Genomic DNA, 25569 nt, shown 5'->3' on the forward strand with positions numbered 1-25569 from the left:
AAGGCATCAATATTATCACTGCATTATCCAAGCAATGCTGATCATCCAGCTAAAATTGGAAATATACACTGTCGACATTGGCAACCAAATACTCATCTAAGCATGTTTCCTAAAATGTAATCACCCACCCTTTAGGAAATATTCTGTTCATGTTGCCGCAACAACCTTGCCACCCAAACCACTAGAACTAGAATCGGAATACCAATCAAAGTGGTCATCAAAAAGAAATTTGGATAGCCGATATTGGTCACAATTGTACCCGAATACCCACCCAAAATTTTTGGTGTTAAGGTCATCAAGGAGCTAAAAATTGCATACTGTACTGCGGTAAATGACACACTGGTTAAACTGGACAGAAAAGCAATAAATGCTGCACCCGCCAAACCCGATGCCAGATTATCCATCACAATGGCAAGATAGAGCCATAATTTGCTATATTCTTTCACCACTTTACCCGATACGGTATAACTTGCCTGATGAGGATCAATTAACGGTAAAGGATCAAGTAAATTATTCAATTGATAGCTTTGCGAATGGCTTGCTGTATCAACCTGATAACTGGTCAGGGCTTGTAATTCCTGTGTGCCGAGTGCATAACGTGCACTGATCTGATGGCGATTGGCTTTCGCTAAGGTGTCGCCTGGAATTGCTACACTAAAGCTGCCATTTTGATCAATTTTGGCTTCAAAATTTTGACCATCCAATGCCAATGTCACCACACTTTTTTGCGCCAGCTGCTCTGCATTTAAGCCCAAGATTTGTCCGTCCACCACCAGACTTTGGCCCAGTTCATCTTTTTGTAAAACACCATCACCAGTTAAAGGTAAAAATTGTATTTGTATCGGTTGGTCGGGCTGTGTATGTAGAAAAGGCAATTGACGTTGCACCTGATAATCCCGATTTTGATAGGCAACGCTGGTAACAATTTCCTTGTCATTCATTAAAACACTGCTAGGGACTTCTACTTTCCAGAATCCGACTTCATCGGTACTGGCCTGATACTGCTGTCCACCGACACTGACCGTCACATCTGAAGTGGCAGCACCAGACTTGACCAATCCGATAAAAATCAGATTGGTACTACTGGCAAGTACCGCACCGATAAACATCACTTTCATGATATTAAAACGCTGCGATAACAATCCACCGAGAAAACCGCCAATTAAGGTAAATAACACCCCATAAATTTTGACCGCCTCGGCAATTTGCTCTTTACTAAAGTTCATGTCCTGATAAAAGACATTGGAAATCACCCCGGCAATAATATCGGAAATACGGAAAAAACCAATCAACAGTAATAGTACCAGTGCCAGTTTGACCCCGTAGCGTTTAAAGAAATCTGCAATTGGGGCAACCCAAGTTTCAACGGCCATCTGTTTATTGACTGCACCGGCTTTGACCAATAAGGTGCCAACCACAAAAGCAATGACACCAGAACCAATAAATCGCACGGCTTCCAAAGCAAAAGATAAAAATGGATCGGCGACAGCAATCTGTCCAATCACCTGTCCTAGCACAATAAATGCTGTCACAAAACTGGCAACTGCACATAAAAATACTATCACCAGACGTAAATAATCAGATTTTTGATAATTTTTATAGACCCGGTTAACCTGTGGCTCGCGGACCAGCAACGTGGTAATCAAACCAATTACCATCACAGTTGCCATGATGAAATAGGTACTCTGCCATGCTTCATAAATATAATTGCCTTTGGCTGTCCCCAAACCAGAGGCAATAAATAAAGCACCTGCCCCTGCCACAATCATGCCAATACGGTAGCCAGCATTATAAGTTGATGCCAGTACAGTCTGCATCTCGGTTTCAGCCAGTTCAATCCGGTAGGCATCAATTACAATGTCCTGTGTAGCCGAAGCAAACCCTAACAACACTGCCCCGACTGCCATTTGTATTAAAGCACTTTGTCCCAGTGCCGGATTAGACATCGCCATGACACAGATCGCACAAATAATCAGACACTGGGCAATCAATAGCCATGCCCGGCGGCGTCCCAGTTTCTTGGTCATATACGGTACTGGAATTTCATCGATTAATGGTGCCCAGACAAATTTAAAGGAATAACCAAGAGCAGCCCAGCTAAACATGGTCACTGCACTTTTATTGATGCCTGCTTCACCTAGCCACAAGGACAAACTGGAAAAAATCAAAAGAATGGGAATCCCTGCCGAGAAGCCCAAAAACAGCATAATGATGGCACGACGGTCCAAAAATGCTGAAAATGCATTGGCCCAGTTTTTTGATTTACTGCTCATCTATGATTATTTTCCTATCAACCGATAAAGATATCTGCAAGCAGTAATCTGTTTTTCTAACAAGTTTTTACTGACGAAGCAAACGAAGAGATGTAATCTTAGAATTACACTTGAATTAAAGCAATAAAACTGTCACCTTTATATACACTGTTTATACGACCCAATACCTCGTTTTATGGAAAATTCTGTGATTTCAAACCAAAATGCTGTCCACAATGCTATTACCGAAACACAATCTCATGCTCAGCCTTTTCAACTTGAACAAAATCAATCGAGTGCCTTAAACAATCCACACATTGGTCAGACCATTTCGCAAACCAGATTGCAAACGCAACAACTGACCCATATTCCCGACCTAGAAAAAATTCCAAGTTCGACCAAACGCATTAAGCCCCTAAACAATTTTTTAGGGCAAGACCGTGCCAAGGCTTCAGTAGAAGCAGGCATTAGCCTACCTTACTCCGGCTATAATATTTTTGCTGTCGGTACCGCAGGTCTGGGTAAACGCACCATGATCAAGCGTTTACTGCAACAACATGCCAAAGAATTGCCAACACCACCAGATTGGGTGTATGTCAATAATTTTGAAGATGCCCGTCAGCCAATTGCCTTGCAACTAACCGCAGGACAAGCACCAAAATTCCAAAAAGCCATACATGACATGTGGATTGCGATTTTGCAACAACTGGAACGTCGTTTTGGCGCAGAAGTGTATCAAAAGCAAATTGAAGCCATCCGTGGGCAAATCAGTCAACAACAACAAAATGCCCTGATTGAACTGACACAAGAAGGTGAAACCCTGTCCTTAAAACTGGTGTCCAAAAATGAAGAACACTGTTTTGTGCCCTATGATGCCAGCACTACAGAAGCGCCGGAACTGACACAAGAAGATATTGACGCCTTGAGTTCCAAAGAGCGGATCAAAATTGCTTCCAATATGCGCTATATGGACAAAAAACTCGAGCGTCTAGGTTCCAAGCTGGGAAGTTTGGAAGATATCGCGCGAGATAAAGTGGTTGATCTCAATCATGATATCGCCAAACAAGTGGTTGAACCAAAAATCAAAGCCATTTTAAATCGCTTTGAACACGTAGAAGGTCTGGAACGCTATCTGACACTGTATGCAAAGGATATTATCAATCATGTTGAATTGATTCTGGATCGTGAAGAAGAAGATTTTAGCCCGACCACATTTAACCGTGTCCCTGCCCGTTATCAGGTCAATGTGATTACCACACACAAGCTTAATTCTGGCGCACCGGTTATTTTTGAGGATTTTCCAACCCATTACAACCTATTGGGTCATGTGGAACAGCTCACGCAAATGGGTACCATCACTACCGATTTTACTTTGATCCGTTCTGGTTCATTACATCGTGCCAATGGTGGCTTCTTGATTCTAGAAGCAGAACAACTGCTGGAACATGCCTATGCTTGGCAAGGTTTAAAACGTGCCTTGAAATCGGGACAATTGAAGCTCTCATCACTGGAACATATGCTGACCTTGACCGGCAGTATTTCCATCGAACCTCAAGCCATTCCCCTGCACGTCAAAGTGATTTTGCTGGCAGAGCCACAAATTTATTATGAAATTCTGGAATATGAACCGGAACTCGGCAGCGTCTTTAAAATCCGTGCCGATTTCACCGACACCCTGACCCGCAATGAAGAAAATGAGCAGGCCTACATTCATCTCATTGTCGACTATGTACAGGCAGATAAATTACTGCCTTTTGACCGTTCTGCTTTGGCAGCATTACTGACCGATTCCAGCCGTCAGGCCGAAGATCAGAAATCGCTTTCTTTACACGCCTCTACACTAGGGGATTTAATCAGAGAAGCCAATCATCATGCGGTTCAAAAAAATGAAACAATTGTCACTGCCGAGCATATTGGTCTTGCTTTAAAGCATCGTCAATATCGTCTGGGTTATCTGCGTGAATTGTACTGGCAGGATTTATCGCGTGGTACACAATTAATTGAAACCAAAGGCTATCGTCTGGGGCAAATCAATGCCTTATCGGTGATTCATTATGCCGATGTCGAGTTTGGTTTGCCCTCTCGTCTGACTGCCTCGGTATATCAGGGCGGCGGCGATATTCTGGATATTGAACGCAGCGTAGAGCTAGGCGGTTCGTTACATGCCAAAGGCGTGTTATTGATGGCAAGCTTCCTGAAAGCCCATTTTGGACGCACCCAAACCCTCCATTTCTCTGCGGCACTGGCGTTTGAACAAAGTTATGGTGCAGTCGATGGCGATAGTGCAACTGTTGCCGAACTGTCTGCTCTCATCTCTGCCATCAGCCAGATTCCGATTGATCAATCCTGGGCTATCACTGGTTCCATGAACCAATTGGGACAAGTCCAGCCGATTGGCGGTGTGAATGCCAAGATTGAAGGCTTCTTTGATGCCTGCAAATTACAAGGCTTTACCGGTAAACAAGGCGTCATCATTCCACGACAAAACATGCAACATTTGATGCTGCGTCAGGATGTAATTGATGCAGTTGAACAAGGACAATTCCATATTCATGCCATCGATACCATTGAACAGGCACTGGAAATCCTGATGTCGCGTGCAGTGGGTACACTGGACAAAAAAGGTCGTTATAGCAAGGATTCTATTTTTGCTGCGGTAATGGAACAGTTGGAATATTGGCAAGCCGTCGAAGATGGTGATATTGAAGAGGAACAAAAGAAGAAAAAGAAAAAAACCAAGAAAAAAGCCAAACTAAAAGATGAGCAGCCTGTTGTAGATGAACTGGAAAAAACCGCTGCCAATCCTAAATCATCATAACTTAAAGTGGTTACGACTACTGTGATCATGATGTGAGCCCATAAAAACTAGCCTGATATTTTTATCAGGCTAGTTTTTTATCATCATGCTAAAACGAATTTTGTAATTCGTTAATTGCCTGCCCATGTCGACTTAACCATTGCTCTCGTCGTCTAAACAACTCCGGTGCAGCCAAATTGACCTGATCAATTAAATCCTGCAAGTCGGCATGTAATAACTTGCCATTTTTTACAACCACTTCACCATTGACCATGGTCATTCGCACATCCTGCCCCTGTACTGCATGCACCAGATTGGTGTGGAGATTAAATAACTTGCCCTGATCAATCAAAGGGGTCATACGGGGCGTTGCAATATCAACGGCAATCATATCGGCATACTTACCGACTTCAATTGAACCAATGGATTTTTCCATGCCTAATGCCCGTGCGCCCACACTGGTCGCCATCTGACAAACCGACCATGAATCCAGTGCCGCAGCATCTAATTGGGAAAATTTCGCTAATAACGAGGCTGTTTTCATTTCTTCAAACATATCCAGATTATTGTTTTCTTTTTCTCCATCTGTACCCAGTCCAACAGCCACACCTTGCGCCAACATATCGACAATCGGTGCTGCGCCGGAAGCAAGTTTCATATTGGAAATCGGATTATGTGCCACACCAACCTGATGATCTCGTAGAATCTTAATTTCTTCGGCATCCGTCCAGACACAATGTGCCAGTAGACAATGCGGTACATCAAGCAATCCAAGCTTTTCAAGTGTTTGAATCGGGCGCATACCATAACGCTTTAGATTTTCTGCAACATCATAGCGGCTTTCATTACTATGGGTATGAAAACCGGTTTGATAGTCATTACTCAGCTTTAAAATGCGTTGCAACGCTGCTGGTTCTGCATAAAATAAATGCTCCAGCCCTACCCAGACATTAATCCGACCATTCGCTTGTTGATGCCAACGCTGAATCAAGGCTTCATTACTATCCAAAGTTTCAAAATAGTCATGATCTGGATGTTCTGCAACATAAGGGACCAAGACTGCACGTATTCCCAGATTTTTTGCAGCTTCGGCACTGCCATCCATATAACGCCACATATCTACTATTGTGGTTGTACCGGACAATAACGCTTCTGCATAACATAAATAAGAAGCAACTTTTGCGTCATTCGCCTGCAATACCCGATGCATTGGATCAATATATTGCTGCAACCAATCCCATACCGGCAATCCTTCGGCTGTTCCCCGCAACAATCCGGAATGACAATGGCTATTGATCAATCCCGGCATTAATACAGCATCGGCATAATGCTGTATTTCTACCTCAGGATAGCGTTGTGTCAACTTATGTAGCGAATCAACCGCCTGAATAATACTGCCATCAATCAATACCGCTCCTTGGGCAATACAGTCCAGCGCAGCATTCATGGTCAATACATAGTCAGCACTGATAATCTTCATTCCATCACCAAACTTCATTTACAATTTAAAAGAAACAACGCTTAGATCAAGGCACAAAAGTTTTACCCAGTGAAGCTGGCAAGTTCATTTTCAATAATTTTTTATCACGAGAAATAATCACCAATACAATAATGGTTGCAACATACGGTAAGGCAGCTAAAAACTCATTCGGAACATTAATACCCAGTGCCTGTGCATGAAATTGCAAGATGGTTACGCCACCGAACAAATAAGCACCCAACATCAAACGGGTTGGTTTCCATGCAGCAAATACCACCAGTGCAATGGCAATCCAGCCACGCCCTGCCACCATATTTTCAATCCACATTGGCGTATAAACTGTCGATAAAAATGCACCACCAATGCCTGCCATCAAACCACCAAACAACACTGCACCATAACGAATTGCCAACACGTTATATCCCATAGCATGTGCACTCTCTGGCGATTCACCTACCGCTTTTAACAACAAGCCCAGACGTGTTTTTGCCAGTACCCACCAAACAATGAAAAAGGCCAGAATAGACAAATACACGACATAGTTTTGCTGGAATAAAATCGGCCCAATGAAAGGAATCTCTGACAATAATGGAATATTTAAACTACCCAAACCCGGCAAAGCAGTACTGACATAATTTTGCCCGATAAAGGCAGAAATCCCGATACCAAAAATCGTCAATGCCAAACCACAGGCCGATTGATTGGTACTTAAAGATAACGTAAAAAAAGCAAACATCAGTGCCATGATCATACCTGCCAGCCCACCAACCAGTAAGGCACTGGCGACACTGGCTTCGTATTGTGCGGCAAAGGCAAAACCGGCAATTGCACCCACCAGCATCATGCCTTCTACCCCCAGATTAATCACTCCGGTACGTTCGGAAACCAATTCACCTAAACCGGCAAAAATCAGTGGTGTTGCTGCTGCCACAGTTCCTGCCAAAATTGCTGTAATATCTAAAACCATTTTGTGCGTCCTCTTACTGTTGACAACAAGTTATTGACTGGCTAAAGCATCAGCTGCTTTAACTTTTTTCTTGGCAAAACGATAGCGGTTTTCAATCAGGGCATCAGACGCCAACAGGAAAAATAGTAATAAGCCCTGAAAAATCCCGGTAATTGCAACAGGTAGTTGTAATTGCATTTGTGCCATTTCACCACCCAGATAAATCAGTGCCATAAACAGACCAGATAACACGATGCCCAGCGGATTCAATCGTCCCAAATACGCCACGATAATGGCTGCATAACCATAACCCGGAGAAAGATTTGGATTGAGCTGACCAATCGGGCCTGCCACTTCACAAATCCCTGCAATGCCCGCCATCATTCCGGAAATAATCAAACTGGTCCATACTGCATGTTTGGCAGAAAAACCCGCATATCGAGCCGCAAGAGGTGCCTGTCCGCTGACTTCCAATTTATAGGAGCTCATGCTTTTTTTCACAAATATCCAAAAGACGATGACTGCGATGATGGCAATAAAGATTGATGCGTTGACCCGTGTTCCTTCAAAAATAATCGGCAAGGTTGCACTTTCACTAAACATAATGGTTTGTGGAAAATTCATGCCATCTGGATCACGCCACGGCCCATTGATCAAATACAGTAAAATAAACATCGCCACATAATTCAGCATCAATGTGGTCAGGGTTTCTTCGGCATTAAAATGGGTTTTTAAGATTGCCGGGATACCACCCCAGATTGCACCGCCTAATGCACCCATGATGATCATCAAAGGTAGAATCCAGAAACCGACCTGATTCTGAAATAAAATGGCTACACCACCACCAAAAATTGCACCCATGATGAGCTGACCTTCGGCACCGATATTAAATAACTTGGCACGAAAGCCAACGGCCAGTCCCAACGCAATCAGAATCAATGGACTGGCTTTAATCACCAGCTCACTCCAGCCATAGGACGTAGTAATCGGCTCAATAAAAAAAACATACAATGCCTGTAGAGGATCCACACCCAACAGCATGAATAAAATACTGCCTACAATCAGCATTGCCAGTAATGCAACAACTGGAGAGAGCCACTTCATTAAGCGAGAAGGATGTTCTCGAGGTTCTAATAAATGCATTTTGTCACCTAGTTTTAGTCAACACTTCTCATCACACATGTGCTGATGGGGCTTGGGAATCTTTCATTTCCGTATGCTGTTCACGATGAATGCCGGACATTAACAAACCAATTTGTTCGGCATTGGTTTCCCGTGTCACAATGGATTGCGATAATTCCCCACTGGCAAGCACACAAATACGGTCACTGATTTCAAAAAGTTCTTCCAATTCTTCAGAAATCACCAAAATAGCGACACCCTGTCGGGACAAATCAATTAAGGTTTGACGAATAAACATGGAAGCACCGACATCAACGCCCCAGGTCGGCTGCGAAACAATTAAAAATTTCGGCTGTTGCAGGATTTCCCGTCCCACAATAAATTTTTGTAAATTACCACCAGACAAGGAACGGGCTTCGGCATCTGCCCCACTGGCCTTCACACTGAATTTGGCAATACACTGCTCGGCAAATTGTCTAGTTTTGGCAAAATCAATCAGGCCCAGTTTGGTTAAACCATGTCGAAATGCAGTCAATAAGGCATTTTGTGACAAGCTCATATTCGGCACAGCACCACGTCCAAGACGCTCTTCCGGAACAAAGCCCAGACCCAGATTACGACGTTCACCTGCCTTTAAACTGCTAATATCACGACCTTCCAGACTGATCTTGCCAGTCTTGCCAATGGTTTCACCTGAAAGCAAAGACAGCAATTCGGCCTGACCATTGCCGGAAATCCCGGCAATACCAATGATCTCACCAGTTTTGACTTCCAGATTGATGTCCTTAAGTGAAACGCCAAATGGATCATCCGAAAGATAATCAAGATGTTCTACCTGAAATAATGCAGTTTGTTCACCAGCATAGTCACTACGCACATAAGTCGGCAATTCCCGTCCAATCATCAGCCGAGCCAAATCACTGGTACTTTGCTCCCGCGGATCGACATTTCCTGTAACCCGGCCATTACGCAAAATTGTGGCCTCATCACACAGGTCTTTAATCTCATGTAATTTATGACTGATATACAGAATAGAAACACCCTGTGCCGAGAGTTGACGCAAGGTTTTAAACAACTGCTGTACCGCCTGTGGAGTCAACACGGAAGTTGGTTCATCCAAAATAATCAAGGATGGACTCTGCAATAAACAACGAATAATTTCGACCCGTTGCCGTTCGCCCACGGACAAGGAATACACTTCACGACGTGGATCCACGGGTAAGCCATATTGTTCGGAAACTTCAATAATTTTTTTACTCAATTCGGCAAGGTCAATTTTGTCATCCAGACCGAGTGAAATATTTTCAACGACAGTAAGCGTTTCAAATAAGGAAAAATGCTGATAAACCATGCCAATACCCAGCTTTCTTGCCATTGCCGGGCTATCAATCCGAACTTCCTTGCCATTCCAGGCAATTTGACCGGTATCTGCTTTGGTCGCACCATAAATGATTTTCATGAGCGTGCTTTTGCCAGCCCCGTTCTCACCTAAAATGGCGTGAATCTGACCCGGTTTGACTTTTAAATTTATACTGTCATTGGCTTTAAGCGAATTATAGCTTTTACTGATATTGATCAATTCCAGACGCGGAATTGACGTCATTGCAAGAGGTTTATCCGCCGATGTTGTATTTAATAAATCTTCAGATACATTCATCATTCATGCTCTATTTTATGGCCACGTCTAGCATCATCTACACGCTAATGAAAATTGGAGATTGTGGTTCGTAAACCACAATCCGGATTCATAATATCGATCCATTATTTTGGTAAAGAACCTTCTACACCTTTAACGTAATAGTTCATTTTGCTTAATGAAGCATCAGTCAGATATTTACCTTGAGCAATCACAAGCCCACCAGCCTGATTGTAGATCGGTCCAGTAAATGGATGGAATTTGCCACTTTGAATGGCATCACGTACTGCCAATGCTTTGGTTTTTGCAGCTGCTGAAACGCCCGGACCAAAGTTTTCAATATTGACTGCACCCTGACGCACGCCATACCAGATTGAACTTGGTTTCCATGTTTTATTGGCAACCTGTGTCATCACAGGCGTATACACTTTTTCCCAATGTAGAACCGAAGCTGCCAAATGTGCTTTGGGACCGAATTTACTCATATCTGAATCCCAACCAAAGGCAAATTTGCCTTTTTGTTCAGCTGCCTGTACCACCGCTGGAGAATCGGTATTTTGCATAAGTACATCCGCACCTTGTGAAATCAAAGCCAGCGCAGCATCACGCTCTTTACCCGGGTTAAACCATGAATTAACCCAAATCACTTTGGTTTTGATTTTAGGATTAACACTTTGTGCACCCAGCGTATAGGCATTGATATTACGTACTACTTCCGGAATTGGGAAAGAAGCCACAACACCAAGTACATTGCTTGTGGTTTTCTGACCTGCAACCACACCAAGCATGTAGGCACCTTCATAGGTTCTTACATCATACACACCCAGATTTTTTGCTGTTTTATAGCCAGTTGCATGCATAAACACGACATTTGGGAATTGTTTTGCCACTTTCTCCATGGCATTCATATAACCAAACGATGTCGCAAAAATAACTTTATTGCCTTGTTGAGCAAGTTGACGAATCACACGTTCGGCATCGGCTGTTTCCGGTACATTTTCAATATAAGAAGTCTTAAATTTACCTGCCAACTGTTGTTCTGCCTTGATTCGGCCCTGATCATGAGAATAAGTCCAACCATGGTCACTGGTTGGTCCGATATAGACAAATGCGGCTTTATCCACTGCATATGCCTGCCCCAGACTGAACAGTCCTACAGTACCTGATGCAATTAATACTCCGGCTAATTTTTTTAATCCGGTTTTAAGCTGGCGAATATGTTGCATTTGATTTTCTCCAAAATATATGTCATGGCAAAATATTTATAGTTCTATTCTGGATTAACCCAATCCGGTATAAAACGACATATAAATATTTCTACTTCAATCATTATTGCAATAACTGTTCCAACTTTTATTTTTTATTTAAAATGACCGAAAAAATATTAAAAAAAATATCCAAGTGAGATTTATTCCAACTTGGATAGAAATAAAAAATGATGAATGTATAATTTTAGTGCATAATTTTTTTATTTATAATGCTACGTGTTTCATTTTAACGCACTTGCCAGAAGTCCATTTGCATTTTTGCAGTTTCTTCTTCTACTTCGGGCACTGGTCCAATTAAATCGACATCTTTCTGGCAATGATCAAACACATATTTTGAATCCACACTCATGGTCGGATTTTCGGCATGATTCCCTGTACATTCTAGTAAGCGCTTCTCTGTCATGCCATAAACCACTCGACCAATATTGGCCCAATAGATGGTGCCAGAGCACATACAGCAAGGCTCCACCGCAGTATATAAAGTACATTGCCATAAATAATCCGCCGGATAATTGGTTGCTGCCACCCGTGCCAAGGTCGCTTCTGCATGGTTGACCGTATCAATATTACATTGTGTGAGCAACACTGTTTCATGATCAGGAGCCACTAGAACTGCACCAAAAGGGTGATGACCTAATGAAATTGCACGACGACCGACCTCATTGGACAGACGCAGGAAACGAAGAATTTGGGTATGGCTTGGTCGACTCATGATTTTACTCGCTTAAAACAGGATCAATTTAAAATGTTCTTATTATAAATAGCATATAATTTTATTTATTCGCAATATAAATCAATATTAACTTTTCCTCTTAATTTTAGAATCAATAATTTTTAGAAAAATAAAGTCACCATTAAAATAGAATACACATATTTTAATTAACTAAAAAAACACCTAATCCATTTAATATCTGGATTAGGTATAAATTAACTTCAATCTATTTACACTTTAGAATTTTGGGAGAAAAGAATAAATAGCGAAGTCTAAATTTAGATGATATATCGTTTACTTAAACCCCATTCGGCAAGAATACGACGATAGGTCGTTGAGGAGCGATCTGCTTCAAAATGAGCTTCCATACTGATATCCAGCGGTAACTCTTCCGGTTTTTGACTTTCCACCAGATCCTGATCTTCAGCAAAAATTTGTGCATTAAAATCATAAACCGCTTGTAAATCCCCAGTGGTATCAAAGTTACGGGTCAACGGTACAAATAAACGGGTTTTATTGTGTGATACCGGACAGCAAGCATTTAAAATTTTCAAAATACCGTCTTGTGGAAAATGAACGGTGAGTATTGCAGAAAATGGCGGATAAACATCAAACACCCGTTTCCATAGAAAATCTGCTGGGGCAAGATGCTGCAAGCCATGTGGATAGTTACTGACATTACTGACATATTCGGTATGTAAACCATAAGAGGTACGTTCGGTCGAATATTTCGGTACCACAGGATTATCACGATCAGCAAAGGCATGATGATGAACCCAGGCAAAATGTGCCACATCAATAAAGCCTTCTAACTGACGACCACTGGAACCACCAATATCGACAAAAGGTGGCAAGATAGATTGATGGCCTTCGCTTTCCCAAGTATCCAGATCCGGAAAGTTCGCAGTAGCCGGATCACGACTTTGAATGCTGGTCCAGACCAAACCATATTTCAGCACCACTGGAAACTTAGTTAAAGAAAAACGATCAGAAATTTTGGTCAGTTCCGGTTGAGCTGGAATTTTTGTACATTTTCCTTCCGAGTTATAACGCAGGCCATGATAAGGACAGACAATCTCCTCACCCTCTACCCAGCCTTTGGTCAAAGGTACGCCACGATGCGGACAAATATCACGTACCAGATGAATATCACCACTTTCGGTTTGATACAACGCCATTTTGACATCAAGTAAGGTAACCTGCTGCGGTGTGGTGCTAACATCTTCAATGCGCGCAACCGGATACCAATGCAAAGATAAAATATCCCAGTCACTGGCATCAAAATCGCTATAACAGGGTTTATTAACTAAATTTGTTACTGGGATTGCGTTCATACGCACCTCGTATCTAAAAATACAAAAACAGACTCAATTAAAGATCAATTTCTAAAACTGCACTTTTGGCTCGTGAACAACATAATGCAATATATTGCTCACTGGCATTTTTTTCACTTTCAGTTTGAACCGTATCCTGATGATCCACTTCACCCTGACATACTCGGGTTAAACATGCACCGCACATACCCATTTCACAAGACAAGGGAATAGAAAGCTGCTGTTCGACCAAAACTTGTGCGATGGTTTTGTCAGGTGGAATGATAAATTCCTGTCCGGTCGAATTTAAGCGCACGATAAAACCCTGTTGTTGCTCATCGACAACTTTTTGTTTCAACGGAGCAAATGCTTCAAAATGAATTTGCTCCGCTTGCCAAGCCTTGCTCAGGCAAGCATCCTGACAAAACAACATGAATGCTTCGGGACCACATAGATAAATCTGTGTGCCTGCCTGTACCGTATCAAACACATCAGGCAACCCCTTACGAATTGACTGACCTTCAGCACTACATAGCACATGGCATTGTCCATACTGAAAACCTTTTAACCAGCGTTTGGTAAATGCCACATCCATGCTATGTTTGACATAATAAAACAATTCAAAACTTTTTTGCTGTGCTTCAAGCTCTTCTGCCATCGCCAATAATGGAGTGATACCAATACCCGCAGCCAATAGCAAATAGTGCTCTGCATCAAGCAAAGGAAAAGCACTGCGTGGTGCAGAAATTTCCAGTGTTTGACCAATACGCAATTGTTCATGGAGATAACGTGATCCACCACGGGATTGACGTTCTTTTTTCACACAGATGCAATATTCATCCTGATCACGTGGACTACCGGTTAAGGAATACTGACGAATCACCTGATTAGGCAAATATAGATCAATATGATCTCCCGCATGCCATTGCGGTAAAGTCTGCTGATCCTGAGCCACCAATGAAATCTCAAGATTATCTTTACCCTGTCTTGCCAGACGATCAACCACCACTGCCAAATTTGCCATTTTCATCACCACGTATTTACCAAATCAACAATCACCATGCAAAAACACACCTGTATTTACACAATCTTGCTGATGTTTCCAGTATCTATATAAACATCTTTCTTGTCTATTAGAATGATTTGTACATATTGTTCTAAAAAACAGAACACACTATATTTCTGATTTTAATGCCCTAACTTAGACCAAAAAGAAATCACCAAAACCAGCTTTTTTTAAGCAACGACGTAACATAATTGAACTACGATCGGCAGGAATATGTGCCTCCAGCGTTAAATCCAGTGGCAAACGCTCAGGTTTTTGTGTTTCCACCATTAAACGGTCTTCTTCAAAAATTTTCAGGTTATAGTCGATGATTTCCTGTTCATCATCCTGCAAATCATAATTTTTAACGATCGGTGCAAATAACCGTGTTTCTCGTGCCGAAACCGGACTGGCAGCATTCATGATCACCATTCTGGCACCATTACGCAGATGAATGGTCAACGTCGCAGTAAATGGTACATGCAGTTCAAAATGCCGTAATACACTAAAGTCTTCTTCTTTTTTAAAATCATCACTGGCTGGATAATCACCTACCGTACTGTAATAATCCGCCATAAAACCATAAGCAGTTTCTTGTGGTGTATACGCAGGTACCAGTTGATTGTTAGGATCGGCAAATGTACCGGTGTGTACCCAGGCAAAATGTGCAACATCCAGAAAACCTTCCACTTGTCGGCCGGCAAAGGCATGGATATCGACAGGTGGACAAACCACACGCTGAACCTGATCCTCATCCCACAAAGGCATATGTGGTACTGCATCTTCTGTGGACTGTAAAGATGTCCACACCAGTCCATAACGTAATACCACCGGATAAGTCAACAAATTCAGTTTATTTGGAATCGGTTGATCCGGGCTGGAGGGAATACGATTGCATCGCCCCTGTGAACCGAAACGCAAGCCATGATAGGGACAAACTACACCTTCACCATCATGCTTGCCTAATGTCAAAGGAACCCCACGATGCGGACAAACATCTTTGGCCACCACAATTTCATCTGCAATACGGTAAATCACCAGAGGTTCGTCCAGTAACATTGCCTTGACTGGCGCATTTTGGATATCTTCAATACGGGCAACGGGATACCAGTATTTTGCCAACAAATCCCAATCCTGGGACATAAAACTGCAATGATCCGGTAAGCTTAAATTATGGGTTGCGATAGATATATTCATATCCTTGACTGCCTCTATGGAATTAGAAATAACGATATTGATCTGTTGTGATTAATTTGCTGTATTTCTAACATTCTGTCTATTATAATGATCTGAAGTTTTCATTCTGTTTTTTAGAACACCATAAACTTGGTAGCCAGTTATGAATATTCCATTTTCCCGATTCTCCGAATATTTTTTGGCAGTGGCCAAAAATGGTAGCTTACGTAAAGCTGCCGATAGCCTGTATATTTCGGTTTCTGCGGTACATCGACAGATTGTACTGGCGGAAGAAGAGCTGGGCGTGCAATTATTTGAACGAATTCCAAATGGCTTAAAATTAACACTGGCAGGTGAATTGTTATATGCCGATATTTTACGCTGGCAAAAAGATTTCAAACAGACCTGTACCAGATTTGATGAGATTCAAGGCTTAAAGCGTGGTTCGATTGAATTTGGTTTGATTACTGCTTTGAGTGAAGGCTTTATCGTAGAGTGTATTGCGGAAATTAATGAAAAATTTCCCTGGATTAATTTTCAAATTCAAATTCATGATAGTGACCGAATTGCCGCAAAAATTGTCAATACGGAAATTGATTTTGGTTTGATTCTGGACCCATTACAGCATTCGCATCTGGATGTGATTTCATTTATGGAAATTCCGCTCGGCTTTGTTATGTCGCCCGAACATCCATTGGCACAGCGCGACAAAATTCAACTTTCCGAAACCATCGATTATCACCATATCATTGCCGATGCCCCCTTAGTGATTCATGATCGGGTCACATCCATCTACAAACGTCATCAATTTGTACCGCAAAGGCAAACACAATGCAATGACATTAGAATGATCAGCTCGCTACTCCAACAGCATTTGGGTATCTCAATTATGTGTTATCTTGATGCCTATACCCTGCTGCAACAAAAGAAATTAAAATTTATTCCAATTCATGAAAAAGGTGTGCAACCCTTGACACTGGCTTTATGTACGGCACCCAAACGCCAAGTATCCAGAGCTGCACAGATCATGATGAACCAAATCATTGAAAAAATGGAACAGCTTAAAACTTCAAAATTCATCTAAATGATCAATTAAATTCGGTTGATACTTTACTCGGCCAACTGTGACGCAGAAATGATATGAACACCCGGTTTGGCCTCAACCACACTCTTTAACAGTGCCTTGGCAATATTTTGAGCAGGACTTGGCTGTAAAACCTTGGGTAAAATGGGCTTAATTTTTTCCAGTATATTGAGCGTCCATTGTTCTACCGGACGTGATTCCTTGCGTTCACCTGCAATAATACCGGGACGTACCAAAGTCAAGGATACAAAGTTTAAATCCGTAAGTGCCTGTTCTAGCTCACCTTTGACCTTACTATAAAATATTGGTGAGTTGGCACTGGCCCCCATAGCAGAATTCAGGGCAAAAATTTTTGCCCCATGTTGCTGGGCTTTTTTGGCAAAAATTAGAGGATAATCATAATCGACATGACGAAATGCTGCTTTGGAACCTGCTTTTTTCATGGTACTGCCCAGAGCACTGATAACTGCATCGACCTGCCAGAAAGCATCGTCTTCCGGTAAATGCTCAAAATCCACTTCAACCACCTGAAGTTTTTCATAATCCAGTGCAAGCGGCTTTCTTACAGGTACAATAATCTGGGTAATGACCGGATTCAATAAGGCTTGCTGTAATACATATTCACCGACCAAACCAGTGGCACCAAGTATCATCAGTTTCATGTTTTTTATCCTTATATTCTCTGTGCTCGCATTACCCTAACACAATTCAGATCTAATCTGTGATGTCTTTGCTTAACGACAACATACTTTGACTAAAAGGCCTCCAGCACAATTTTACCTTTTACCCGCCCTTGTTCCAACAAAGCATGTACAGCTTTCAGATTGGCTGCATTAATTGCTCCATAAATCTCTGTGACTGTAGTTTGTATCACACCCTGATCTACCAGCTCGGCAAGCGATTGCAACAAATCGCCCTGTTTTTGAATATCAGGTGTAGTAAATAAAGATCGGGTGAACATGAATTCCCAATGCACAGAGACAGATTTACGCTTTAATACATTAATATCAAAACTATCTGGATCATCAATCAATCCCAAACGACCCTGCGGTGCAATCAATTCGGCAATTTGTGATAAATATTGCTGGCTATGGCTGGTAGAAAAAACAAATTGTGGCGCATCGATACCAAGTTGCTTAATTTGCGCTGGCATTGCCTGTTGATGATTAATCACAAAATCCGCACCGAGCTGTTTTACCCATGCTTCTGTTTCAAGTCGAGAGGCTGTGGCAATAATTTTTAAATCAGTTCTGGCCTTTAATAACTGGATTGCAATAGAACCTACCCCACCGGCTGCACCAATAATTAAAATACTTGGTTTATTTTGATCATGGCTTGAGTCATTATTTTGGTAAATAGGTGATTGTACCTGTAACCGCTCAAATAGCATTTCCCATGCAGTAATCGCCGTTAAGGGTAATGCCGCACTGTGTGCAAAATTCAGACTTTTAGGTTTGTGTGCCACAATACGCTCATCAACTGCCTGTAATTGTGCATTGCTGCCCTGCCGATTAATCGCCCCCGCATACCAGACCTCATCACCGACTTTAAAATTTTGTACCTGATCACCTACAGCTCGAACAATCCCTGCTGCATCCCAGCCTAAAATTTTCCATTGTCCGGCATCTGCTGCAACATTCTGTCTGATTTTATAATCAACCGGATTCACCGAAATGGCTTTTACTTCTACCAATAAATCTCGGGGCTGAACAACGGGTTCAGCAATTTCAATATCGACTAAGGCATCATCACGATCAATCGAACCATTTTGTTGATAGGCAACTGCTTTCATGGTCATACACTCCTGTTGAGAATATTGATAGCCTACACTACTATTACAATTAGGTTATACAGACAAATTTCATACATAGTGTCAAAAAGGATACCATTATGGCCAAACTTAAACATTCACGTTTTGATTGTGTTCCCGGCTGTTCTGTCGAAGCAGCCATTGGCTTGATTGATGGAAAATGGAAGTGCATTATTCTATGGCATCTGCTCGAAGAAAAAATTCTGCGCTTTAATCAACTGAAAAAGCATATACCCAACGTGACCCAACGTACGTTGACCAATCAACTCAGAGAACTAGAACAAGATGGACTGATTATTCGTACCGTTTATCCGCAAGTCCCACCCAAAGTCGAATATCAACTCTCACAATTAGGCCAGACATTAGCACCAATTTTAATCGCACTTAAAGACTGGGGAGATGCACATATTAGCCTGTATGGTAAACCTTTAGAATTAGAATCCAGTTTGCCTTTATGAGACATAATTTATCCTTTTGTTTTACCGTATCGTCGGCTTATAAATCTTATTCCAAAACTCGTAACTCTTCATAAGATAACATGACATGCTGCTGAAATGCGGCACGTTGGGTTAGCGATTGATAATATCGCCAGAGTGCAGGCCGGGTTGTACGAACAATCGGAATGTCAAAATAACGAAATAAAACATGACCGAACTGGATATCAGCCAGTGTAAAAAATTCACCAGCAAGAAAAGGATGTTGTGTTAACTGTACTTCTGCAATATCAAGAAAATGATCCAAAGCAGCGATAGCCTGTTGTATTGCAGCTGGATCACGTTTGGATGGCGCAGTCCGTATAACACGCCAGAATACAGGTCCGGTAAAATTCAAGGCGATATTCAATTTTGACCATTCTGCCCATTTATCGATTTGAGCACGGACATGGCTGGTTTTAGGCCAAAATGTATCGCTACCATACTGATCCGCCAGATAACGTAATATTGCGCCCGTTTCCCACAATGGCTCCGCATCACCATCTTGTAACACTGGTACTGTGCCATTCGGGTTCATTGCCAGAAATTCAGGCCGATCATTTCCGCCATAGCGATGCCCAACATCATGACGGATATAAGCCAAATTCAATTCTGCAACACACCACATCAAGGCCTGTACATTTGATGATGTTTGTCTTCCCCATATTTCAAGTTGTGCCATTTTTGTCTGCTTGTTCAATAAATTGGTCATTAATTCTGCTTAACCCTACAATATAGAAGCATAACAAAAGCCAGAGCTATCCCAATTGAATTATGCTGCAATACTTATTAATTTATTTACAATTGATAAGGAGCATGATGGTATAGATCAAAGTATGATCTATAATAAGTTTTTCCCATGATTAATATGCTGAAAAAAACTGTGACACCCGTTCAAAAAAACCATTCTTCATCGTATGATAGACAAACAAGAACGGTAAATAATTTTTTGATACAACTTCATATCCACGAGGATTAAACATGAATAAAATATTGATCACTTTAGGTTTAGCTACAACCGTTGCAATGGTAGGCTGTGCTAAAAAAGACGAAGCCGCTGTAGAAGCAAAAACAGATCAAGTTGAGCAACATGTAGACCATGATGCACAAGAAGCAGAAGTAAAACTGGATGAAGCGAAAACCGATGCTGAAGCTGCTGCCGATCATGCTACCAACAAAGTAGAACAAGCTGGCGAAGCAACTGCGGATGCAACCAAAGAAGCCGCAGAATCAACCAAGCAAGCAGCTAAAGATGCAGCGGATGCGACTGCAACAGCGGCTAAAGATGCTACAGCAAAAGTTGCTGGCGCAATCGAGAAAACTGCTGGAGATGTTAAAGAAGCAGCACAACACTAAGCTTTAACTATGCAATATTAAGCCATGCAAATTTGCATGGCTCTTTTATATCTACTTCAAAACCTTAACTTAATTTATTGACCCATTTTAATGGCAATACCTTCATGGCCAGACCCACTGGCAACCATGGCCATTGCGGTACATAGGCCTTAACCGGTTGTTTTTCAATAGCCTTAACCAGCGCCTGACAACCCGTTTTTTCATCGACTTCAAAAGGTAGTTTTTTTGCCCCTTCATTGAGCTCAGTCCGAATATACCCCGGAAAAATCGTGGATACCTTGATCGGTGTATTGATCAACTCTGCCCGAATACCTTCTGCCAGATGGGCAACTGCTGCTTTACTTGCAGCATAGGTCGACAAATGTTTAGGTAAGCCACGTACAGCACTCATAGAGGAAATCACCACTAGATGCCCTGAATTTTGGGCACGAAAAATTTCGACTGCCGCTTCACACTGCGCTAATGCAGAAATAAAATTGGTTTCAGCCGTCGCACGGTTAATCTCAAAATTTCCTTTACCAATGCGTCGTCCATCACCCACACCAGCATTCACAATAATCCGATCAATCGTCCCAAAATCCTGCTGAAATGCCTTAAATACGGTAAACACATCCTCATAATGAGTCACGTCTAGCGTTCTCACTTCGACCCGGACCGCATACTGCTGCTGAATTTCCTGCTGTAATGCTTGTAATCTTTCCAAGCGACGGGCGCAAAGCGCTAGATTATAGCCTTTGGCAGCAAATTCCCGTGCCATCCCTGCACCGAGTCCGGAGCTTGCACCTGTAATTAAAATCGTTTTGCTCATGCCATGCTTCCTTTTATATCCATGTCAGTAAATCAGAACGTGCTGCCTTGATAAAATGATGTTCATTCAGGCTAAGTAATTGTGGTTCACTGCCGACCAAACGCAAGGTGGTCAAACTACTATTGGCAATGGCCCAATTGAGTGCAAAGGTATGTTTGGCGTCCAGTCCCAAAATTTTACCTGCCACCACAGAAATTACGCCACCTGAGGTAAATACAATGGCATAACGTAGCTGCGTTTGTGCCAGTTGGACACATAAATTTTGCAGAGCCTGCTCAACCCGATCTTTAAAATGTTGCCAAGTTTCTTCATATTCATGATCGAACTCGGCACTGATCCAGCGATCAATTGCGCCATCAAAAATCTTTGCCAGATAAGCTCGGGGATTACTTTCCTGTGCCACATCCTGCTTCAACAATTCCGGCTGCAAAAAACGTGGTTCATATTGGGCAAAAACTTGTTGATGATTAAATTCATTCCAGACGCTGTCTGTCAGTATTTCTGTTTCTGGAAAACACTGTGCCAATGCAAGTGCTGCTGTTTCCTGATGACGTACCATACTGCCTGCAACCACCACAGGCTGCTGTTTTAAAATCTGTTTGAAAAACTGACCCAGTAGCACTGCTTGCTGCTCACCGGTACTGGACAATTTGTCATAACTTTCTGCACCAAAAGACGCTTGTCCATGACGAACAAAATAAATCGTGGTCATTGTTTTAATATGTCCTGCAATTTTGCCGAAAATTCCTGAATCAGTGTATTGGCTTCACTATCCTGTTGAGCAATCAATTGTAAAGCTCGAATATGCAAGGCATGAATCACGATCCAGAAATCTTTAAAGGCGGGATTATCGGTTTGTTGATGATAATAGCGATAATAAATTTGCTGGGCGATGCCTGCCAGACGAAATAATCCAAATACCTCATAAAAAGACCAGTTTTCAGGCTGTAATCCTGTTTTACTCAGATAGTAATCTACCACCTGCTGACGGGTAAGCATGCCTTTTAAATTGGTGGGCTGGCGACGTGTAGACTTCATCAAGGCATCATCATCTTGCTGTACCCAATAGGCCAAAGCACTACCCAAATCCATTAAAGGATCGCCGAGTGTTGCCATTTCCCAGTCCAGTACACCAATCACTTTGGTTGGCTGTGCCGGATCAAGTACGATGTTGTCAAAACGCCAATCATTGTGAATTACACAGGTGCTAGAATCAGCCGGAATATTATCCAGCAGCCATTGCCGCACAAAAGCAAAGTCGGGTACGTTCGGCGTATGTGCTTTGGCATAGCGACTGTCCCAGCCTTCAACCTGACGGCGACAATAGCCCTCACCCTTGCCAAGTTTTTCCAGCGCAGTGCCCTGATATGGCACCTGATGTAATTCAATCAGTTTATCCAGCACATTGATACACAATTCATGCACCTGTGCTTCGTCAAGTTGTAACTCCTTCGGTAAATTAGCACGGGGAATAATGCCCTCTATACGTTTCATCACATAGAAATCGCAACCAATCACGCCCTCATCCTGACACAATACCACCATCTCCGGCAGCACTGGATAAAATGGGGTGAGTTCTTTTTGCACGGTATATTCCCGTACCATATCATGTGCCGATTTGGCTTTGGTACCTTTAGGTGGGCGACGTAAAATTAAATCGACATTGTCATATTGCAGCCGATAAGTCCAGTTTGATGCACCACCGGAATATTGTGTGACCTGTGCCGTTCCTTGTAGTTGCACACCCTGTTGTGTTAACCATGTTTCAACAGCCTGAATATCCAGTTCTTCGCCTTTGCGGACTTGACCGCCAATATCAATCACTGACATATGAATTCCCTTCTTATTGTTCAGATGGCTTTTTGCGGCCATAGCCGCGTTTTTTCAATTCCAGTTTGGCAATCATGCTCTTATGTACTTCATCAGGACCATCCGCCAGACGTAAGCTACGTGCCTGATTAAAAAAAGCAGTTAAAGGTGTATCACGGGATACACCTGCACCGCCATGAATCTGGATTGCCATATCCACCACCTGTTGCAATACATTTGGTGCCACCACTTTAATCGCAGAAATTTCTGTTAAGGCCGCCATATTGCCGACAGTATCCATTTTGTAGGCAGCATACAAGGTCAATAATCTGGCCTGATCAATCGCTACTCTTGCATCCGCAACCCGTTCCAAGTTACCACCTAATTTCAGAATTTCTTTGCCAAATGCATGACGTGACATACCACGGTCAATCATCAATTCCAGTGCTTTTTCTGCCGCACCGATACAACGCATACAATGATGAATACGTCCCGGTCCCAAACGTCCCTGTGCAATTTCAAAGCCCTGACCGGCACCACCAATAAAATTGCTGACAGGCACACGCACATTGTCAAAATTCATCTGTCCATGCCCATGTGGAGCATCATAGTCGCCAAATACAGGCAACATACGTTCAATCGTTACTCCTTCGCTATCCACCGGTACCAACACCATCGAATGCTGATGATGACGATCTTTACTTGGATCAGGTGTATGCGCCATAAAAATAATGATTTTGGCATTCGGATCACCCAAACCTGACGACCACCATTTGCGGCCATTCAAAACAATTTCATCCCCTTCTACCACTGCGGTGGCCTGCATATTGGTCGCATCACTAGAAGCAACTTCAGGTTCAGTCATACCAAACACGGAACGGATTTTACCTTCCAGCAAAGGCATCAGCCATTGCTGTTTTTGGGCATCTGTACCATAGCGCCAAAGGACTTCCATATTGCCACTATCAGGCGCATTACAGTTAAATACAGTCGGTGCAATCAGGCTACGACCAGTCAGTTCGGCAATATGCGCATATTCCTGTACCGACAATCCGGCACCTAATACCGGATCAGGCAAAAACATGTTCCATAATCCGGCAGCTTTGGCTTTGGCTTTTAATTGTTCAAGTTGTGCCGGCCATGACCATTTGGTCCAGTCGCCATCAACATTTAAATGATGAACGTCATGCCAAAATTGTGTTTCAACCGGTTCGATTTCCTGCTGTATAAATGCTTTGCTGCGTACAATAAAATCCTGAGCACGTTCGGATAGGACAAACATAAAATATCCTTTTTATCTGATTTTTACTTTACAACAGCATAGTGCAAAAATTAATATGAATGAAATGATTTTAATCTATAGCCAATCATGAACAATATTCATAACCTTATGTCTAAAAACAGCAATCTTGACCTACCCCAGTTTTATCGTATAGATGCCAATCTATATCCCTTATTTATTGCCATTTTCGAACAACAAAGTATTTCCAAAGCGGCCCATCTGTTATGTATCAGCCAATCAGCCGTAAGTCATGCCTTACAGCGTTTAAGGCTACAGTTGCACGATGATCTATTTATTCGTACAGGCAATAAAATGTTGCCCACAGCTTTTGCACAGCAGATCTATCTCCCCATTAAACAGGCACTGATCAGTCTGCAAAATATTAGCCTGCAACAACAGTCATTTGATCCAAAAACCTTACAACAATTAAAAATCGCTGTACATGATGAAATCGAACCCTTGATCTTCCCCAAACTGATTGCACATTTCCAGCAATTCAATCCGGAAATCCAGTTCTTGAGTTCAAAACTGGATCGTAAAAATATGCGCGCCGATCTGGCCTCACAACAAATTGATTTTGTCATTGATCTGGCGCAGCATAACGATGAAAAATTACAATTTCAGTGTCTGGTTGAAGATTTTTTTGTGGTGTGTACCGCACAACAACAGATGAATAAAGAGATTTATTTGTCAGCACCGCATATTGGTGTATCTTCACGCCGCACCGGACAACTGGTTGAAGATATTTATCTTCATCGCCAACAACAGCTTCAACAAAAACAGTCAAGACAGATTTTTTTACGCTGCCAGCACTATGCCACAGCCTTACAAGTACTCACCCAACATCCGACTGCGATTTTGACCATACCGCAAAGTATTTTAAAACATCTGCATTATGATCAAAGCTTACGCATTTTTGAATTGCCGATTGAACTGCCACATATTCGTATGGGCATGTTCTGGCATCAGGATTTACAAGATAATCCCCGCCATAATTTTTTAAGACAGGAGATTTTAAAAATCTTTTGTTAATCTTTGAAAGGAATGATTTAAAATCTCATGACAATAAATCATCTCATATACTTAACCACCATACTGCTGTTTCAGATACAGTGTAATCGCTTCTGATTCAAACATTTTCATGCTCTACATAACTTTTTCATACTTGCCATTTGATCATCGTACATTTTCACTCATCAA

General features: G+C 42.1%; 22 protein-coding genes. 5 read left to right on the plus strand and 17 right to left on the minus strand.

What is annotated here, in order from left to right:
- Positions 1–131: 131 nt before the first annotated feature.
- Positions 132–2273, minus strand: coding sequence for an AmpG family muropeptide MFS transporter (locus CAP51_RS00300; RefSeq protein WP_087618725.1), 2142 nt, complete (start codon positions 2271–2273; stop codon positions 132–134).
- Between the two features lie 187 nt (positions 2274–2460).
- Here CAP51_RS00300 and CAP51_RS00305 point away from each other — a divergent pair, with 187 nt between their 5' ends.
- Positions 2461–5070 carry a Lon protease family protein gene (locus tag CAP51_RS00305; protein WP_425426720.1) on the plus strand — a complete coding sequence of 870 codons (2610 nt, stop codon included), beginning with the start codon at positions 2461–2463 and terminating at the stop codon, positions 5068–5070.
- Between the two features lie 88 nt (positions 5071–5158).
- On the opposite strand, the gene CAP51_RS00310 is transcribed toward CAP51_RS00305, so the two are convergent.
- The 9 genes from CAP51_RS00310 to CAP51_RS00350 form a co-directional block, all read right to left on the minus strand.
- Positions 5159–6529, minus strand: coding sequence for an amidohydrolase family protein (locus tag CAP51_RS00310; protein ID WP_087618727.1), 1371 nt, complete (start codon positions 6527–6529; stop codon positions 5159–5161).
- A 46-nt stretch (positions 6530–6575) separates the two neighbouring features.
- Complete coding sequence (locus CAP51_RS00315; RefSeq protein ID WP_087618728.1) at positions 6576–7496, minus strand: ABC transporter permease; 921 nt, start codon at positions 7494–7496, stop codon at positions 6576–6578.
- A gap of 30 nt (positions 7497–7526) precedes the next feature.
- Entirely contained in the window at positions 7527–8618 is a 1092-nt protein-coding gene (locus CAP51_RS00320; RefSeq protein ID WP_087618729.1) for an ABC transporter permease, read from the minus strand.
- A 31-nt stretch (positions 8619–8649) separates the two neighbouring features.
- On the minus strand, positions 8650–10254 hold the full coding sequence (locus CAP51_RS00325) for an ABC transporter ATP-binding protein (protein WP_087618730.1): 1605 nt from the start codon (positions 10252–10254) through the stop codon (positions 8650–8652).
- 104 nt (positions 10255–10358) lie between these two features.
- Positions 10359–11459: a BMP family ABC transporter substrate-binding protein gene (locus CAP51_RS00330; protein WP_087618731.1), complete on the minus strand. Its 1101-nt coding sequence runs from the start codon at positions 11457–11459 to the stop codon at positions 10359–10361.
- A gap of 268 nt (positions 11460–11727) precedes the next feature.
- Entirely contained in the window at positions 11728–12213 is a 486-nt protein-coding gene (locus tag CAP51_RS00335; protein WP_087618732.1) for a nucleoside deaminase, read from the minus strand.
- Positions 12214–12491: 278 nt separating this feature from the next.
- Positions 12492–13547, minus strand: a complete 1056-nt coding sequence (locus tag CAP51_RS00340) for an aromatic ring-hydroxylating oxygenase subunit alpha (protein WP_087618733.1) — start codon at positions 13545–13547, stop codon at positions 12492–12494.
- Positions 13548–13584: 37 nt separating this feature from the next.
- Complete coding sequence (locus CAP51_RS00345; RefSeq protein ID WP_087618734.1) at positions 13585–14550, minus strand: PDR/VanB family oxidoreductase; 966 nt, start codon at positions 14548–14550, stop codon at positions 13585–13587.
- A 177-nt stretch (positions 14551–14727) separates the two neighbouring features.
- Entirely contained in the window at positions 14728–15768 is a 1041-nt protein-coding gene (locus CAP51_RS00350; protein ID WP_087618735.1) for an aromatic ring-hydroxylating oxygenase subunit alpha, read from the minus strand.
- Positions 15769–15910: 142 nt separating this feature from the next.
- Here CAP51_RS00350 and CAP51_RS00355 point away from each other — a divergent pair, with 142 nt between their 5' ends.
- Positions 15911–16831: a LysR family transcriptional regulator gene (locus CAP51_RS00355; RefSeq protein ID WP_087618736.1), complete on the plus strand. Its 921-nt coding sequence runs from the start codon at positions 15911–15913 to the stop codon at positions 16829–16831.
- A gap of 26 nt (positions 16832–16857) precedes the next feature.
- On the opposite strand, the gene CAP51_RS00360 is transcribed toward CAP51_RS00355, so the two are convergent.
- Both CAP51_RS00360 and CAP51_RS00365 read right to left on the minus strand, forming a co-directional pair.
- On the minus strand, positions 16858–17493 hold the full coding sequence (locus tag CAP51_RS00360; protein WP_087618737.1) for an NAD(P)H-binding protein: 636 nt from the start codon (positions 17491–17493) through the stop codon (positions 16858–16860).
- Positions 17494–17585: 92 nt separating this feature from the next.
- Positions 17586–18623 carry a zinc-binding alcohol dehydrogenase family protein gene (locus tag CAP51_RS00365; protein ID WP_087618738.1) on the minus strand — a complete coding sequence of 346 codons (1038 nt, stop codon included), beginning with the start codon at positions 18621–18623 and terminating at the stop codon, positions 17586–17588.
- A gap of 98 nt (positions 18624–18721) precedes the next feature.
- Here CAP51_RS00365 and CAP51_RS00370 point away from each other — a divergent pair, with 98 nt between their 5' ends.
- On the plus strand, positions 18722–19099 hold the full coding sequence (locus CAP51_RS00370) for a winged helix-turn-helix transcriptional regulator (RefSeq protein ID WP_087618739.1): 378 nt from the start codon (positions 18722–18724) through the stop codon (positions 19097–19099).
- 46 nt (positions 19100–19145) lie between these two features.
- Here CAP51_RS00370 and CAP51_RS00375 read toward each other — a convergent pair whose 3' ends face one another.
- A complete protein-coding gene (locus CAP51_RS00375; protein WP_087619840.1) occupies positions 19146–19796 on the minus strand; it encodes a glutathione S-transferase family protein in 651 nt (216 codons plus the stop codon).
- A gap of 299 nt (positions 19797–20095) precedes the next feature.
- Between CAP51_RS00375 and CAP51_RS00380 the strand changes: the two genes are divergently transcribed.
- Positions 20096–20470 (plus strand): hypothetical protein, encoded by a 375-nt coding sequence (locus CAP51_RS00380; protein ID WP_087618740.1) that lies wholly within the window; start codon positions 20096–20098, stop codon positions 20468–20470.
- Between the two features lie 64 nt (positions 20471–20534).
- Here CAP51_RS00380 and CAP51_RS00385 read toward each other — a convergent pair whose 3' ends face one another.
- From CAP51_RS00385 to CAP51_RS00400, 4 genes are read right to left on the minus strand one after another with little or no spacing between them, the layout of a single operon-like run.
- Positions 20535–21278: an SDR family oxidoreductase gene (locus CAP51_RS00385; RefSeq protein WP_087618741.1), complete on the minus strand. Its 744-nt coding sequence runs from the start codon at positions 21276–21278 to the stop codon at positions 20535–20537.
- 13 nt (positions 21279–21291) lie between these two features.
- Positions 21292–21990: a histidine phosphatase family protein gene (locus tag CAP51_RS00390; RefSeq protein WP_087618742.1), complete on the minus strand. Its 699-nt coding sequence runs from the start codon at positions 21988–21990 to the stop codon at positions 21292–21294.
- Positions 21987–23108, minus strand: coding sequence for a phosphotransferase family protein (locus tag CAP51_RS00395; RefSeq protein ID WP_087618743.1), 1122 nt, complete (start codon positions 23106–23108; stop codon positions 21987–21989). The genes CAP51_RS00390 and CAP51_RS00395 overlap by 4 nt, the downstream gene beginning before the upstream one ends.
- A gap of 13 nt (positions 23109–23121) precedes the next feature.
- Positions 23122–24369 (minus strand): acyl-CoA dehydrogenase family protein, encoded by a 1248-nt coding sequence (locus tag CAP51_RS00400; RefSeq protein ID WP_087618744.1) that lies wholly within the window; start codon positions 24367–24369, stop codon positions 23122–23124.
- 87 nt (positions 24370–24456) lie between these two features.
- On the opposite strand from CAP51_RS00400, the gene CAP51_RS00405 reads away from it, so the two are divergent.
- The gene (locus CAP51_RS00405) at positions 24457–25401 is read left to right on the plus strand and encodes a LysR family transcriptional regulator (RefSeq protein WP_087618745.1); all 945 of its coding nucleotides are present in this window, start codon (positions 24457–24459) and stop codon (positions 25399–25401) included.
- Positions 25402–25569: the final 168 nt, after the last annotated feature.

It is taken from the genome of Acinetobacter populi (assembly GCF_002174125.1).
GTDB classification, from domain to species: Bacteria; Pseudomonadota; Gammaproteobacteria; order Pseudomonadales; family Moraxellaceae; genus Acinetobacter; species Acinetobacter populi.

Coding starts and splice junctions, on each gene's coding strand:
- CAP51_RS00300 (WP_087618725.1), bottom strand. CDS start 2,273: ATGAGCAGTAAATCAAAAAACTGGGCCAATGCATTTTCAGCATTTTTG.
- CAP51_RS00310 (WP_087618727.1), bottom strand. CDS start 6,529: ATGAAGATTATCAGTGCTGACTATGTATTGACCATGAATGCTGCGCTG.
- CAP51_RS00315 (WP_087618728.1), bottom strand. CDS start 7,496: ATGGTTTTAGATATTACAGCAATTTTGGCAGGAACTGTGGCAGCAGCA.
- CAP51_RS00320 (WP_087618729.1), bottom strand. CDS start 8,618: ATGCATTTATTAGAACCTCGAGAACATCCTTCTCGCTTAATGAAGTGG.
- CAP51_RS00325 (WP_087618730.1), bottom strand. CDS start 10,254: ATGAATGTATCTGAAGATTTATTAAATACAACATCGGCGGATAAACCT.
- CAP51_RS00330 (WP_087618731.1), bottom strand. CDS start 11,459: ATGCAACATATTCGCCAGCTTAAAACCGGATTAAAAAAATTAGCCGGA.
- CAP51_RS00335 (WP_087618732.1), bottom strand. CDS start 12,213: ATGAGTCGACCAAGCCATACCCAAATTCTTCGTTTCCTGCGTCTGTCC.
- CAP51_RS00340 (WP_087618733.1), bottom strand. CDS start 13,547: ATGAACGCAATCCCAGTAACAAATTTAGTTAATAAACCCTGTTATAGC.
- CAP51_RS00345 (WP_087618734.1), bottom strand. CDS start 14,550: ATGGCAAATTTGGCAGTGGTGGTTGATCGTCTGGCAAGACAGGGTAAA.
- CAP51_RS00350 (WP_087618735.1), bottom strand. CDS start 15,768: ATGAATATATCTATCGCAACCCATAATTTAAGCTTACCGGATCATTGC.
- CAP51_RS00355 (WP_087618736.1), top strand. CDS start 15,911: ATGAATATTCCATTTTCCCGATTCTCCGAATATTTTTTGGCAGTGGCC.
- CAP51_RS00360 (WP_087618737.1), bottom strand. CDS start 17,493: ATGAAACTGATGATACTTGGTGCCACTGGTTTGGTCGGTGAATATGTA.
- CAP51_RS00365 (WP_087618738.1), bottom strand. CDS start 18,623: ATGAAAGCAGTTGCCTATCAACAAAATGGTTCGATTGATCGTGATGAT.
- CAP51_RS00370 (WP_087618739.1), top strand. CDS start 18,722: ATGGCCAAACTTAAACATTCACGTTTTGATTGTGTTCCCGGCTGTTCT.
- CAP51_RS00375 (WP_087619840.1), bottom strand. CDS start 19,796: ATGGCACAACTTGAAATATGGGGAAGACAAACATCATCAAATGTACAG.
- CAP51_RS00380 (WP_087618740.1), top strand. CDS start 20,096: ATGAATAAAATATTGATCACTTTAGGTTTAGCTACAACCGTTGCAATG.
- CAP51_RS00385 (WP_087618741.1), bottom strand. CDS start 21,278: ATGAGCAAAACGATTTTAATTACAGGTGCAAGCTCCGGACTCGGTGCA.
- CAP51_RS00390 (WP_087618742.1), bottom strand. CDS start 21,990: ATGACCACGATTTATTTTGTTCGTCATGGACAAGCGTCTTTTGGTGCA.
- CAP51_RS00395 (WP_087618743.1), bottom strand. CDS start 23,108: ATGTCAGTGATTGATATTGGCGGTCAAGTCCGCAAAGGCGAAGAACTG.
- CAP51_RS00400 (WP_087618744.1), bottom strand. CDS start 24,369: ATGTTTGTCCTATCCGAACGTGCTCAGGATTTTATTGTACGCAGCAAA.
- CAP51_RS00405 (WP_087618745.1), top strand. CDS start 24,457: ATGAACAATATTCATAACCTTATGTCTAAAAACAGCAATCTTGACCTA.